Source organism: Pseudomonas sp. BNK-30 (assembly GCF_047456185.1).
GTDB classification, from domain to species: Bacteria; Pseudomonadota; Gammaproteobacteria; order Pseudomonadales; family Pseudomonadaceae; genus Aquipseudomonas; species Aquipseudomonas putida_E.
On record NZ_CP179904.1, the window covers coordinates 2938726 to 2952297 of the forward strand.

At 61.2% G+C, this 13572-nt stretch carries 13 protein-coding genes; 3 read left to right on the forward strand and 10 right to left on the reverse strand.

Annotation, left to right across the window (positions count from 1 at the left end; all coding sequences use genetic code 11):
* Window positions 1–22: 22 nt before the first annotated feature.
* Window positions 23–544, reverse strand: a complete 522-nt coding sequence (locus ACMGGN_RS13715) for a L,D-transpeptidase (protein WP_115275409.1) — start codon at window positions 542–544, stop codon at window positions 23–25.
* Window positions 545–584: 40 nt separating this feature from the next.
* A complete protein-coding gene (locus ACMGGN_RS13720) occupies window positions 585–1292 on the reverse strand; it encodes a TetR/AcrR family transcriptional regulator (protein WP_119688577.1) in 708 nt (235 codons plus the stop codon).
* A 220-nt stretch (window positions 1293–1512) separates the two neighbouring features.
* Between ACMGGN_RS13720 and lexA the strand changes: the two genes are divergently transcribed.
* Window positions 1513–2121: a transcriptional repressor LexA gene (gene lexA, locus ACMGGN_RS13725; RefSeq protein ID WP_012313564.1), complete on the forward strand. Its 609-nt coding sequence runs from the start codon at window positions 1513–1515 to the stop codon at window positions 2119–2121.
* 13 nt (window positions 2122–2134) lie between these two features.
* Complete coding sequence (sulA, locus tag ACMGGN_RS13730; protein WP_012313563.1) at window positions 2135–2611, forward strand: SOS-induced cell division inhibitor SulA; 477 nt, start codon at window positions 2135–2137, stop codon at window positions 2609–2611.
* A 38-nt stretch (window positions 2612–2649) separates the two neighbouring features.
* On the opposite strand, the gene ACMGGN_RS13735 is transcribed toward sulA, so the two are convergent.
* The 7 genes from ACMGGN_RS13735 to ACMGGN_RS13765 form a co-directional block, all read right to left on the reverse strand.
* On the reverse strand, window positions 2650–2883 hold the full coding sequence (locus ACMGGN_RS13735; protein WP_003248777.1) for a hypothetical protein: 234 nt from the start codon (window positions 2881–2883) through the stop codon (window positions 2650–2652).
* A 50-nt stretch (window positions 2884–2933) separates the two neighbouring features.
* Window positions 2934–3449, reverse strand: coding sequence for a DUF6586 family protein (locus ACMGGN_RS13740; RefSeq protein ID WP_119688575.1), 516 nt, complete (start codon window positions 3447–3449; stop codon window positions 2934–2936).
* A gap of 115 nt (window positions 3450–3564) precedes the next feature.
* Window positions 3565–6174 (reverse strand): type I DNA topoisomerase, encoded by a 2610-nt coding sequence (gene topA, locus ACMGGN_RS13745; protein WP_046786461.1) that lies wholly within the window; start codon window positions 6172–6174, stop codon window positions 3565–3567.
* A gap of 100 nt (window positions 6175–6274) precedes the next feature.
* Window positions 6275–6526, reverse strand: coding sequence for a DUF1653 domain-containing protein (locus ACMGGN_RS13750; protein WP_115275412.1), 252 nt, complete (start codon window positions 6524–6526; stop codon window positions 6275–6277).
* Window positions 6527–6606: 80 nt separating this feature from the next.
* Entirely contained in the window at window positions 6607–7782 is a 1176-nt protein-coding gene (gene fadA / locus ACMGGN_RS13755; RefSeq protein WP_414156042.1) for an acetyl-CoA C-acyltransferase FadA, read from the reverse strand.
* A 40-nt stretch (window positions 7783–7822) separates the two neighbouring features.
* Window positions 7823–9970, reverse strand: a complete 2148-nt coding sequence (gene fadB / locus ACMGGN_RS13760; RefSeq protein ID WP_046786464.1) for a fatty acid oxidation complex subunit alpha FadB — start codon at window positions 9968–9970, stop codon at window positions 7823–7825.
* Window positions 9971–10389: 419 nt separating this feature from the next.
* A complete protein-coding gene (locus ACMGGN_RS13765) occupies window positions 10390–10827 on the reverse strand; it encodes a hypothetical protein (protein WP_039601787.1) in 438 nt (145 codons plus the stop codon).
* Between the two features lie 108 nt (window positions 10828–10935).
* On the opposite strand from ACMGGN_RS13765, the gene ACMGGN_RS13770 reads away from it, so the two are divergent.
* The gene (locus ACMGGN_RS13770; protein ID WP_012313557.1) at window positions 10936–11376 is read left to right on the forward strand and encodes a universal stress protein; all 441 of its coding nucleotides are present in this window, start codon (window positions 10936–10938) and stop codon (window positions 11374–11376) included.
* An 88-nt stretch (window positions 11377–11464) separates the two neighbouring features.
* Here ACMGGN_RS13770 and ACMGGN_RS13775 read toward each other — a convergent pair whose 3' ends face one another.
* Window positions 11465–13393 carry an ATP-binding cassette domain-containing protein gene (locus ACMGGN_RS13775; protein ID WP_046786465.1) on the reverse strand — a complete coding sequence of 643 codons (1929 nt, stop codon included), beginning with the start codon at window positions 13391–13393 and terminating at the stop codon, window positions 11465–11467.
* Between the last annotated feature and the right edge of the window lie 179 nt (window positions 13394–13572).

Below are 13572 nucleotides of genomic sequence, written 5' to 3' on the forward strand. Positions count from 1 at the left end.
GACGGTCATAGGCAATCCTTCATTACAGACTTAAAGAAGCCCACTGGGGGCATGCGGCCTCCTCGATACGCACCGGGCAATGCGCCGGTACGCGCTCGAACAGGCCAAGCAGATCGGTGTTGCGCAGGCGAATGCAGCCATGGGACAGCGGTATGCCCAAGGGTTCCGTGTCGGGCGTGCCATGCAGATAGATATAGCGACGGAACGTGTCCACGGCGCCCAGACGGTTGACCCCGGCCTCGCAACCGCTGAGCCAGAGGATGCGGGTAAGCACCCAGTCACGCCCGGGATGCTGTGCGTGCAACGCCGGCGACCAGACCTCACCGGTCCAGCGCCGCCCACGCAGCACGGCATTGAGCGGCAAGCCCGCCCCGATCCTCGCTCGCACCTGGTGCAGGCCGCGTGGCGTGCAGCCGGAGCCATTGCGCTCACCGGCGCCATTGCGTGCGGTCGACACCGCCAGGCGCACGCACAACTGCCCATTGGCAAAGCCATAGAGGCGCTGGTCAGCGAGGGAAATGTGCAGGAGATCGAGGTCGGGCATGGGCGCTAGCTTAGCCCAAGCGCCCTGCCCCGCCCAGCCTTCAGGCCTTGGCGGTGGTGCTGGCGGTTTTACTGCGCGGGCGCAACTGTGCGGTGGCCATCGCCTCGTCGGTGACACCGCTGTCGGCGCGCATGCCAGCGGCCAGGAACGGCACCATCAGGCGCATGACCTGCTCTATGGAGGTGTTGATACCAAAGTCGGTTTCGGCAATGGCGCGCAATGCCTTGATGCCGGACATGCTGAACGCCGCGGCACCGAGCATGAAGTGCACGCGCCAGAACAGTTCGAGCGCAGGGATGCGTGGCGCGGCTTCATTGACCAGCAACATGTAGCGGCGGAACACCTTGCCATACATGTCTTCCAGGTAGCGCCGCAGGTGCCCCTGGCTCTGGCTGAAGGCCAGGCCCAGCAGGCGCATGAAGATCGACAGGTCGTTGTTGCTGCGTGGCTGCACCACCAGTGCCTGCTCCACGAGCATTTCCAGCAGTTCTTCGAGGCTGGGCTTTTGTTCCGGCTTGGCCTGGCGACGCTCCAGCTCACGTTCGAGGCTGGCGCAGAACGGCCCGAGGAAACGGGAAAAGACCGCCTGGATCAGCGCCTTCTTGGAGCCGAAATGGTAATTGACCGCCGCCAGGTTGACCCCGGCCTTGCTGGTAATCAGCCGCAACGAGGTTTCCGCGAACCCCCTTTCCGCGAACAATTGCTCGGCAGCATCGAGAATGCGTTCAACGGTTTCCGATTGGGCCATGACTACTCCGCCAGACAGACAAACAGGTGTTTGAAACATACGTTTCAGGCCTACGGATGTCAAGGCTCGGTGACTGTGCGGTCGCCATTAGAAAGCCCAGAGCTGCAAGCTGCAAGCCGCAAGAGGTGTGCGCGCCGCTTTTTCTTGTCGCGTGGAGCTTGCAGCTCATCCAGTACTGTATATAATCCCAGTCACTGTATAAAAAGACAGAGCGCCCGCCATGTTGAAACTGACGCCCCGCCAAGCCGAAATCCTGGCATTCATCAAACGCTGCCTTGAAGACAACGGCTTCCCGCCGACGCGCGCAGAGATCGCTCAGGAGCTGGGCTTCAAGTCGCCCAACGCCGCCGAGGAGCACCTCAAGGCCCTCGCGCGCAAAGGCGCGATCGAGATGACCCCAGGCGCATCCCGCGGCATCCGCATCCCCGGTTTTGAAGCCAAGGCCGAAGAAAACGGCCTGCCGATCATCGGCCGGGTAGCAGCCGGTGCACCGATCCTTGCCGAGCAGCACATCGAACAATCTTGCAACATCAATCCATCCTTCTTCCACCCCCGCGCCGACTACCTGCTGCGCGTACACGGCATGAGCATGAAGGACGTCGGCATCTTCGACGGCGACCTGCTGGCCGTGCACACCTGCCGCGAGGCCCGTAACGGGCAGATCGTCGTCGCCCGTATCGGCGACGAAGTGACCGTCAAACGTTTCAAACGCGAAGGCAGCAAGGTCTGGCTGATCGCCGAAAACCCCGATTTCGCCCCCATCGAAGTCGACCTGAAAGAGCAGGAAATGGTGATCGAAGGTTTGAGTGTCGGCGTAATTCGCCGCTGAACCAGGAGGCGTCATGCAACAGTTCGTCCAAGCACAACAGCAGGTACAGCTTCCTTTGTTCGAAGCCTTCCTCGCCCAACCGGTACTGCCAGGCCTGAAGGCCAGCGAGCAGGCGCGCAAGAACAGCGAACCGGACCTGTTCAGTGAACTGTCCCTGCGTGGCGCACCCGAACATTGCCAGACCTTGCTGGCACCGGTGCTACGCGAACTGAGCGAAGAGCAAGAGGCCCGCTGGCTGACGCTTATCGCACCGCCGGGCAGCCTGACCCAGGCCTGGTTGCGCGATGCCGGCCTCAACCGCGAGCGCATTCTGCTGCTGCAGCCGCGCGGCAATCAGAGCGCACTGCAACTGGCCTGTGACGCCCTGCGCCTTGGCCGTAGCCACACGGTTGTCAGCTGGCTTGGCAGCGTAAATGCCACCGCGCGACAGCAACTGTTGCGTGCAGCCAGTGCCGGAAACGCACAAAGCCTGAACATCCGCCTCGGCTGATGTTCAGGCTTTGCCTGTAACCCGAAACAACCTGGGTGTCAGTGAAGTACGCGCGGCCCTTCGTCGCGCTCGAGTTCGCCATCCATGAGGCGCCCCGCCATCTGCACGCCCACGCTCAGCATGGCCTTGGCAACCTCAACGTGTTGCCCCTGCAGGAATACCTTGGCGTCTTCCGAGAAATCCAGGGTTACCAGGGAGCCTTCGTCCTCGGCACGACGCAGTTCGATTCGGCCATCAGGCAACTCGACAATTTCTAGAAAAGACGTAGACATAAAGGGCTGTTCTCCGCGAAAGGCCAGTATTGTACCAGCCAAGGCGAATATCAGCACTCACTCAACGCGTCACGGAATCGTCTCACCAGGCCTTTGAGGTTGTTGCGCCAGCTTTCCAGCTCTTCACGCGACAGCGCAGCCTGCTCGGGTTCGTCGAGGTTGACGGCCTGGATGAGTGGCTGAGTGACATCGGTTTTCGCGGTTTTTTTCGCGACCGGTGGTCGGAACAAATCGGCATAAGCGGTGAGCAATTGTGCCAGCCAGGTTTCCCGCTGCCTGGCCAGTTCCAGCAACTCAGCCACCTCGGGAATGGCGATGTCATTCAGGGCGTCATCGGCGAGCAATTGCTCGACACTGGGCGCGGCCGGCAGGCGGTAAAAGCCGCCAATCTCGTGACACAAGCCCAGTAGCGCGCCATACAGGTGGAACAGCGCAGATTCGCGCTCGGCCTGCACCAGGCCTTGTGCATTCATGGCCTGGCTGTCGACAGCCTTGGCCATGGACTCAAGGGCAAGGCCGGCGAAGAAGAGCTTCTGGTTGGTGCGGGTGTAGAGTTCCTGGGCCATCTTGAGTGACCTCCCTAAGGCTGCAAGGCGAATACCTGCAGTTTCAGGGATCGGCGTGTACTTGTCACCAATGAATTGGGGCCGCTAAGCGGCCCCAATTACATCACTGACACGATCAGCGCTTGTCTTCAACCTTCCAGGCATTACCGTCGTAGAACGCCTTCCACCCGGTAGGCTTGCCATCGACCTCGGACTGCACGTATTGCTCTTTGGTCTTGCGGCTGTAGCGGATCACTGCCGGGCGACCCTCGGGGTCTTTCTGCGGCGCATCGCACAGGAAGTGGTACTTGGGGTCGATCTCATGCTTGTGCGGCACGATCTCCAGCACCAGCGGCGCACGGGTCTCGCGATTCTTGGGGAACTGGCTGGCTGCCAGGAACAACCCAGAAGCACCGTCACGCAGCACGTAGGTGTCGTCGACCTTCTCGCACTTGAGCTCTGGCATGTCCACCTTGTCCATCTTCGGTGGTGCCGCCTCGCCACTCTTGAGCAGCTTGCGGGTGTTCTTGCACGCAGGGTTGGTGCAACCGAAGAACTTGCCGAACCGGCCGGTCTTGAGCTGCATCTCGCTGCCGCACTTGTCACACTCCAGGCTCGGCCCTTCGTAACCCTTGATGCGGTAACTGCCCTCTTCGATCTCGTAGCCGACGCAATCAGGGTTGTTACCGCAGATATGCAGCTTGTGCTTCTCGTCGAGCAGGTAGGCATCCATGGCCGTGGCGCAGATCGGGCAGCGGTGCTTGCCCAACAGCACGCGCGACTCCGATTCACCTTCGTCGTCCGCAGCGATTTCATCGCCCGGCACCAGGTTGACCGTGGCCTTGCAGCGCTCTTTGGGCGGCAGGCTGTAACCCGAGCAACCCAGGAACACGCCAGTGGAGGCCGTCCGGATCATCATCGGCCGCCCACATTCCTTGCACGGAATGTTGGTCATGGTCGGTTGGTTGGCACGCATGCCGCCTTCGGCTGATTCTGCCGTCAGCAGTTTCTTGCTGAAGTCGCCGTAGAACTCGTCCAGAACGTTCTTCCAGTCACGCTCGCCCTGCGCCACGTCATCCAGGCTCTCCTCCATGACGGCGGTGAAACCGTAGTCCATCAGGTTGGCGAAGCTTTCCGACAAGCGCTCGGTAACGATGTCGCCCATCTTCTCGGAGTAGAAGCGGCGATTGTGCAGTGTTACGTAACCGCGATCCTGGATGGTGGAAATGATGGCTGCGTAGGTCGACGGGCGGCCAATACCGCGCTTTTCCATTTCCTTGACCAGGCTGGCTTCGGTAAAGCGCGCAGGTGGCTTGGTGAAGTGCTGACTGGGGTCGATCTGGATCAGCTTGAGCGCTTCACCCTGGACCATCTCGGGCAACACGTCATCTTCGCCCGGCTTGCTCTGCTGAGGCAGCACACGGGTATAACCGTCGAACTTGAGGATGCGACCTTTGGCACGCAGCTCGAAATCACCGGCAGCCACGGTCACACTGGTGGACAGGTACTGCGCAGGCGGCATCTGGCAGGCGAGGAACTGGCGCCAGATCAGCTCGTACAGGCGCTCGGCGTCACGCTCCATGCCGCTGAGCTTGGTTGGGTGCGTATTGACGTCGGAAGGACGAATCGCTTCGTGGGCCTCCTGAGCGCCTTCTTTGCTGCCGTACACCAGCGGTGCTTCGGGCAGGTACTGCTTGCCGAACTCACGCTCGATGTAGCTGCGCGCCATGTCCAGCGCGTCGACCGACAGGTTGGTCGAGTCGGTACGCATGTAGGTGATGTAGCCCGCTTCGTATAGCCGCTGAGCCATCATCATGGTCTTCTTCACGCCGAAGCCCAGGCGGTTGCTTGCAGCCTGTTGCAGGGTGGAGGTGATGAACGGTGCCGACGGCTTGCTGCTGGTCGGGCGGTCTTCACGCTTGAGCACGCTGTAGCTGGACGCCTTGAGCTTGCTCAGTGCAGCCATGGCCTGCGCTTCGTTCAGCGGCTTGAAGGCCTCGCCTTTCTCGCGGGTCACCTCGAAACGCACCTTGGCGTCCTTGGCAGTGCCAAGGTCGGCGTGCACCTCCCAGTACTCTTCGGGGATGAAGGCACGGATCTCGCGCTCACGCTCGACCACCAGTTTCACGGCCACCGACTGAACACGCCCGGCCGACAGGCCACGGGCGATCTTGGCCCACAGCAGTGGCGAGACCATGTAGCCCACCACGCGATCAAGGAAACGGCGCGCCTGCTGGGCATTGACACGATCGATATCCAGCTCGCCGGGCTTCGAGAACGCATCCTGGATGGCTTTTTTGGTGATTTCGTTGAACACCACACGCTTGTAGCGGGTGTCGTCGCCACCGATGGCCTCGCGCAGGTGCCAGGCGATGGCTTCCCCTTCGCGGTCCAAGTCGGTCGCGAGATAGATGGTGTCAGCATCCTTGGCCAGGCGGCGCAACTCTTCGATCACCTTTTCCTTGCCAGGCAGGATCTCGTACTTGGCCTTCCAGCCGTGCTCGGGGTCGACGCCCATGCGCGCCACCAGCTGGCGACGGGCCTTCTCTTTCGGCGACAGGGCCGGCGCCTCACCCGCAGCCTTGCCACGCTTGGCGGCCGGCTCTTTGCTGGCGCTGGCCGAACCGCTGGTGGGGAGGTCACGGATGTGGCCGATACTCGACTTCACCACGTACTGGTTGCCCAGGTACTTGTTGATGGTCTTGGCCTTGGCCGGGGATTCCACAATGACCAGCGATTTGCCCATGGATCGGAGTATTCCTGAATCTGAAGATGAAAAACGCGTCAGGTGCCGGACGCGGCACCGCTATATATAGTGGCAATAGAGTGAGGTCAAGCGCGGTCGTTCACTCGTGCGCCTTGCCAAGCCGTTCAGGCAACCCTTCTTCGGCCTTGACCAAAGCAAAGCGTGGCACCTGCTCGCCGTCAACCTCGACCGACTCCTGGAACATCGAAAGTGGTCGTACCCAGAAGCTGTGGTCACCATACAGGCATTGGTAGAAAACCATCCACTCTTCGCTTTCGGAGTGCCGTGCGACACTGAAGACACGGTACTCAGGCCCTTTGTAATGCCGGTATACGCCTGGTTGTATCTGCATGTCGCCTTCCCTCTTGAAACAAATTCTGTAAAAAAACAAAAGCCGGGGCACAAGGCCCCGGCTGCTGTCCCGCTACGCGATCAGACGCGTTCGAAGACAGTGGTGATGCCCTGACCGAGGCCGACGCACATGGTGGCCACGCCCAACGTACCGCCATTTTGCTTCATGACGTTGAGCAGGGTGCCGGAAATGCGTGCCCCGGAGCAACCGAACGGGTGGCCCAAGGCAATGGCGCCGCCGTGCAGGTTAACCTTCTCATCCATCTTGTCGAGCACTTTCAAATCTTTGAGCACTGGCAGGGCCTGTGCAGCAAAGGCTTCATTGAGCTCGATGAAGTCGATATCGGCCATGGTCAGCCCGGCACGCTTCAGGGCTTTCTGGGTCGACGGCACAGGGCCGTAGCCCATGATCGCCGGGTCCACACCAGCCACTGCCATGGAGCGGATCACCGCCAACGGCTGGATACCGAGGTCCATCGCACGCTGGCCAGACATGACGATCATGCACGAAGCGCCATCGGTAATCTGCGACGAAGTACCGGCTGTGACCGTACCACCTTTGGGGTTGAACGCAGGCTTGAGCGATGCCAGGCCTTCAAGGGTGGTTTCCGGGCGAAAGGTCTCGTCGAAGTCGAAGACCTTCAGGAAACCGTTCTCGTCATAGCCCTGCATCGGGATGATCTCGTCCTTGAACTTGCCTTCGACCGTCGCCTTGTGTGCGAGCTGGTGCGAACGCAGGCCGAACAGGTCCTGTTGCTCACGGGTGATGCCGTGCATCTTGCCGAGCATCTCGGCAGTCAGGCCCATCATCCCGGAAGCCTTGGCAGCGTGCAAGGACAGGTGCGGGTTGGGGTCCACGCCATGCATCATGCTGACGTGCCCCATGTGCTCGACACCACCGACCACGAACACGTCGCCGTTGCCGGTCATGATCGCCTGGGCGGCGGTGTGCAGCGCGCTCATCGACGAGCCGCACAGGCGGCTGACGGTCTGGGCGGCCGAGGTGTGCGGGATCTGGGTCATCAGCGACGCCATGCGGGCGATGTTCCAGCCCTGCTCCAGGGTCTGGTTGACGCAGCCCCAGATCACGTCCTCGACTTCTTTGGGGTCGACCTTGCCGTTGCGCTCCAGCAGCTTGCTGATCAGGTGCGCAGACATGTCTTCAGCACGGGTGTTGCGGTGCATGCCACCCTTGGAGCGGCCCATCGGGGTGCGACCGAAGTCGACAATCACCACGTCTCTTGGATTGAGGCTCATATCAATAATCTCGCTCTACTCTCTCAAAGGCGTTGGCTGCTCAGCTGAAGAAGCGCTGGCCGTTCTTGGCCATTTCGCGCAGCTTCGCGGTCGGGTGGTACAGCGGCCCCAGATCGGCGTACCGATCAGCCAGGGCAACGAATTCGGCCACACCGATCGAATCGATGTAACGCAGCGCACCACCACGGAACGGAGGGAAACCAATGCCGTATACCAGGCCCATGTCCGCTTCGGCAGCGGTTTCGACGATGCCGTCTTCCAGGCAGCGCACGGTCTCCAGGCACAGCGGGACCATCATCCAGTTGATGATGTCTTCGTCGGTGACTTCACGCTGCTCGAAGACGATCGGCTTGAGCACATCGAGCACGGTGGCGTCGAAGACCTTCTTCGGCTTGCCACGCTTGTCGGTTTCGTAGGCATAGAAACCCTTGCCGTTCTTCTGGCCCAGGCGATTGGCCTCATACAGGGCGTCGACGGCCGAGCGGCGCTCGTCCTTCATGCGGTCCGGGAAGCCTTCGGCCATCACATCGCGGCCGTGGTGGCCGGTGTCGATGCCGACCACGTCCATCAGGTAGGCCGGGCCCATCGGCCAGCCGAACTTCTCCATGACCTTGTCGATGCGCACGAAGTCGACACCAGCGCTGACCAGCTTGGCGAAGCCGCCGAAGTACGGGAACAGCACGCGGTTGACCAAGAAGCCCGGGCAATCGTTGACCACGATCGGGTTCTTGCCCATCTTCTTGGCGTAGGCCACGGTGGTGGCGACCGCCACTTCACTGGACTTCTCGCCACGGATGACTTCGACCAGCGGCATCATGTGCACCGGGTTGAAGAAGTGCATGCCGACGAAGTTCTCGGGGCGCTTGAGCGCCTTGGCCAGCAGGTTGATGGAGATGGTCGAGGTGTTGGACGCAAGGATCGCATCTTCTTTCACCTGGCCTTCCACTTCAGCCAGCACTGCCTGCTTGACCTTCGGGTTCTCGACCACGGCTTCGACGACGATGTCGACGTTGGCGAAATCACCGTAGGACAGTGTCGGGCGAATGGCATTGAGTGCCTCGGCCATCTTCGCCGGAGTCAGGCGGCCTTTTTCGACGCGGTTGCCGAGCAGCTTGGACGCCTCGTTCAGGCCCAGCTGGATGGCTTCCTCGCGGATGTCCTTCATCAGGATCGGGGTGCCCTTGACCGCCGACTGGTAAGCGATGCCGCCACCCATGATGCCGGCGCCGAGCACGGCAGCCTGCTTCACATCGTGAGCGATTTCGTCATGGGCCTTGGCTTTGCGCTTGAGCTCCTGATCATTCAGGAACAGGCCGATCAGGCTTTGGGCAACCGAAGTCTTGGCCAGCTTGGCAAAGCCTGCTGCCTCGACTTCCAGCGCCTTGTCGCGACCGAAGTTGGCGGCCTTCTGGATCGACTTGATGGCTTCGACCGGCGCCGGATAGTTCGGGCCGGCCTGGCCAGCGACGAAGCCCTTGGCAGTCTCGAAGGCCATCATCTGCTCGATGGCATTGAGCTTGAGCTTTTCCAGCTTGGGCTGGCGCTTGGCCTTGTAGTCCAGCTCACCGCTGATGGCGCGCTTGACCAGGTCGAGGGCACCGGCCTGCAGCAGTTCAGGGGCGACGACGGCGTCGACCGCACCGACTTTCAGGGCGTCTTCAGCGCGGTTTTCCTTGCCGGCGGCAATCCACTCGATGGCGTTGTCCGAGCCGATCAGACGCGGCAGGCGCACGGTACCGCCGAAGCCAGGGTAGATACCCAGCTTGACTTCCGGCAGGCCGATCTTGGCAGAGGTGGACATGACCCGATAGTCGGCCGCCAGGCACATTTCCAGGCCGCCGCCCAGGGCGATGCCGTTGATCGCGGCAACGGTCGGCACGTCGAGGTCTTCGAACGCGTTGAAGATGCGGTTGGCTTCCAGATTGCCGGCAACCAGTTCGGCCTCGGGCAGCTTGAAGTTGTCGACGAACTCGGTGATGTCGGCGCCGACGATGAACACGTCCTTGCCACTGCTGACGATCACGCCCTTCACCGAGGCGTCGGCCTTTATGGCATCGACGGCCTGGCGCAGCTCGTCCAGGGTCAGGCGATTGAACTTGTTGACGGACTCACCCTTGAGGTCGAACTTCAGTTCGACGATGCCGCTTTCAAGAGCCTTAACCGTGATGGCTTTACCTTCGTAAATCATCAACTGATCTCCACGATATGGAAGCTGAACTGTACACGCCGATCGCTGGTGGAAAAGCAGCGCTTCGCTGCTCTTGCCCAGGCACACCCGTCAGCGCGCTAGTCGGGATTCTGGATGAGCGCTGTGACATACAAACGCTCAATTCATACGCCCGTTTGATTTGGGTATGCACACATTCTCCGAAAAGGTCGGCGTTGTCAAATGCTCACAGGCATGGTGGAAACGCGACTTTCCGGTCATTTTCTAGCGTCTGGGTATAAATCATGATGACAGTGATTGCTGATCATTCATGTCAGCGATTGACCACAAGAAGTACACCGCAGCATTTTTCGATGCACACCGCTGCAGGTTGGCTACACTGCGACTGGCTTCAAGAATTTCCCGGCCTGCCTGGCCTTTTCTGCTCTGCAGAAACGATGTCAGGCGAGGGTTTCGAAGGCGTAGGCAATATCCTGCAACACAGATTTGTCACCCCGCTCGCTCCAGTACAGCGCGAGCATGCGCTTGTCGGCTTCGACCTTGTAAACAGTCCCCGGCAGCCGTGAGAAAACATCATTCAGGCGCGGTTCCTCACACACTTCACGCCATTGGTTCCACCACACACCAGGGCTGACCTGCCAGTAGCACCAGCTGTCTTCACGCCCACGCCGGCGCGCCCGGTGATACTGCGGGCAGGGGCTGGGCGGCTCTTTTTCCAGCCAGTGCGGCCACTGCTGCGGTGCCAGTTGCATGGCCAGTCCCATGCGCCGCGCCTCCAGGCGCAGGCTCATCTGCTCGCCTTGCTTGCGCGACTGGCGCAGCCAGGCAAACGGGCTGAGAATCAGCGCAAGGATTGACACCACCAGCAATACCGTCATATCTGTAGATCCCATAAAGCGTTGCAAATGAGCGGGTTACTCGGTTTCACGCAAGACCCGCCCGAAGCGACCATACTTCTACTATCGCGATTGTCAGGAGTACAGCTCATGCCTTACGAACATCTTCTGGTCGCCGTCGACCTCACCGAAGAGTGCGACCCGGTGATCAAGCGAGCCATGAAGCTCGCCGAGCCCACAGGCGCCAAGGTCTCGCTGGTGCATATCGTCGAACCCATGGCCATGGCCTTTGGCGGTGACGTGCCAATGGACCTGTCGCAGCTGCAACAGCAACAGTTCGACCAGGCCAAGGAGCGCATGGAACGCCTGTTCAACAAATACCCCGAGATCAACCGCGGTGATTCTCACCTGACCTATGGCCAACCGCGCCAAGAAATTCATCAGCTGGCCAAGGAGCAGAACTGCGACCTGATCGTGGTTGGCAGCCATGGCCGCCATGGCCTGGCGTTGCTGCTGGGTTCAACGGCCAATGACGTGTTGCATGGCGCGCCGTGCGATGTACTGGCGGTGCGGTTGCAGAAGAAGGAATGATCCAGGCTGCCCGGCCTCGTCGCCGGCAAGTCGGCTCCCACAGAGATCCTGGGGGAGCCGGCTTGCCGGCGATGAGGCCAGGACTGACTTAGCCTTCCAGCTCGGCCCAGCGCTCTACCAAGGCATCCAGCTCGCCCTGCATCTGCTCCAGCTTGGCCAGCACCGCCGAGGTCTCTTCGATCGGCCGCTGATAGAAGCCCGGCGCGTTGACCTCTTCCTGGGCCGCCGCCATACGCTGCTCGACCGCATCGATCTGCCCAGGCAGCATCTCCAGCTCGCGCTGCAGTTTGTAGCTGAGCTTCTTCTTCGAGGCATCCGCTGCGGCTGCGGCTGGCGCCGGAGCCACCTGCTCGTCCTGCTTCTCCACCACCGCACTGTTGAGCTCGGATTTGCCACCCTTGCTCTCGGTCACGCCCAACAGCTTCGGCGAACCGCCCTGGCGGATCCAGTCCTCGTAGCCGCCAACATATTCACGCACCTTGCCCTCGCCCTCGAACACCAGCGTGCTGGTGACAACGTTGTCGAGGAAGGCCCGGTCGTGGCTGACCATCAGCACGGTGCCCTTGTAATTGCACAGCACCTCTTCAAGCAGCTCGAGGGTTTCGACGTCCAGGTCGTTGGTCGGTTCGTCCAGCACCAGCAGGTTGGCCGGTTTGCTGAACAGCTTGGCCAGCAGCAGGCGCGCACGCTCACCGCCCGACAACGCCTTGACCGGCGTGCGCGCACGCTGGGGGCTGAACAGGAAATCGCCCAGGTAGCTGAGCACGTGACGGTTCTGGCCGTCGATTTCAATGAAATCGCGGCCCTCGGCCAGGTTGTCGATCACGGTTTTTTCCAGATCGAGCTGGTGGCGCATCTGATCGAAATAGGCGACTTCCAGTTTGGTGCCGCGCTCGACCTTGCCCGAGGTAGGCTCCAGGTCACCGAGCATCAGCTTGAGCAGCGTGGTCTTGCCGGTACCGTTGGCGCCCAGCAGGCCGATGCGGTCCTGGCGCTGCAGGACCATGGAGAAGTCCTTGACCAGCATCGGCCCTCCAGCGTGGTGGAAGCTGACATTCTCCAGCACCATCACCTGCTTGCCGGATTTCTCGGCGGCCTCGATCTGGATGTTCGCCTTGCCCTGGCGATCCCGCCGCTCGCTGCGCTCGACACGCAAGGCCTTGAGTGCGCGCACGCGGCCTTCGTTACGGGTACGGCGGGCCTTGATGCCCTGGCGAATCCACACTTCTTCCTGGGCAAGACGCTTGTCAAACAGCGCGTTGGCCGTCTCTTCGGCGGCCAGCGCCGCTTCCTTGTGCACCAGGAAACTGGCGTAGTCACCGTTCCAGTCGATCAGCCCGCCGCGATCCAGTTCAAGGATGCGGGTTGCCAGGTTCTGCAGGAAGGAACGGTCGTGGGTAATGAACAGCACCGCCCCGTTGAAACCGCGCAGGGCCTCTTCGAGCCAGGCGATGGCACCGATGTCCAGGTGGTTGGTCGGCTCGTCGAGCAGCAGCAGATCGGGTTCTGACACCAGCGCCTGCGCCAGCAGCACGCGGCGGCGCCAGCCACCGGACAGCTCGGCCAGGGTTTTGTCGGCAGGCAGTTGCAGGCGGCTCAAGGTGCTCTCCACCACCTGCTGCAGGCGCCAGCCGTCACGGGCTTCGAGCTCGTGCTGAACATGCATGAGTTTTTCCAGGTCATCGTCGCCCTGGATGTTCTGGCTCAGGTGGTGGAATTGGGCAAGCAGTTCGCCAACGCCATCCAGGCCTGCGGCCACCACGTCGAACACTGTCCGCTCGTCAGCCACTGGCAGTTCTTGCGGCAGTTCGCCGATCTTCAGGCCAGGTGCGCGCCAGATCTCTCCGTCGTCGCCCTTCTGCTCGCCCTTGACCAGGCGCAGCATGCTCGACTTGCCGGTGCCGTTACGGCCGATGATGCACACCCGCTCGCCACGGGCGATCTGCCAGGACACTTTGTCCAGCAGCGGCATCGCGCCGAATGCGAGGGACACATCGCTGAATTTGAGCAGGGTCATGTTCGTCTCCAGAAAGCGGGCGCGCATTCTACCTGAGTTGGCCCGTTCCGGCATTAAGTTGACCGCGCTGCCAGGGCATTGCGACATCCGGTCGAACTTAATGCCTTGATACAAGCACAGCGCTTTCACCCGCTGCCGGCAAACAGCTAAGCTAGAACAATAGCTTCCAACAGTGCTGG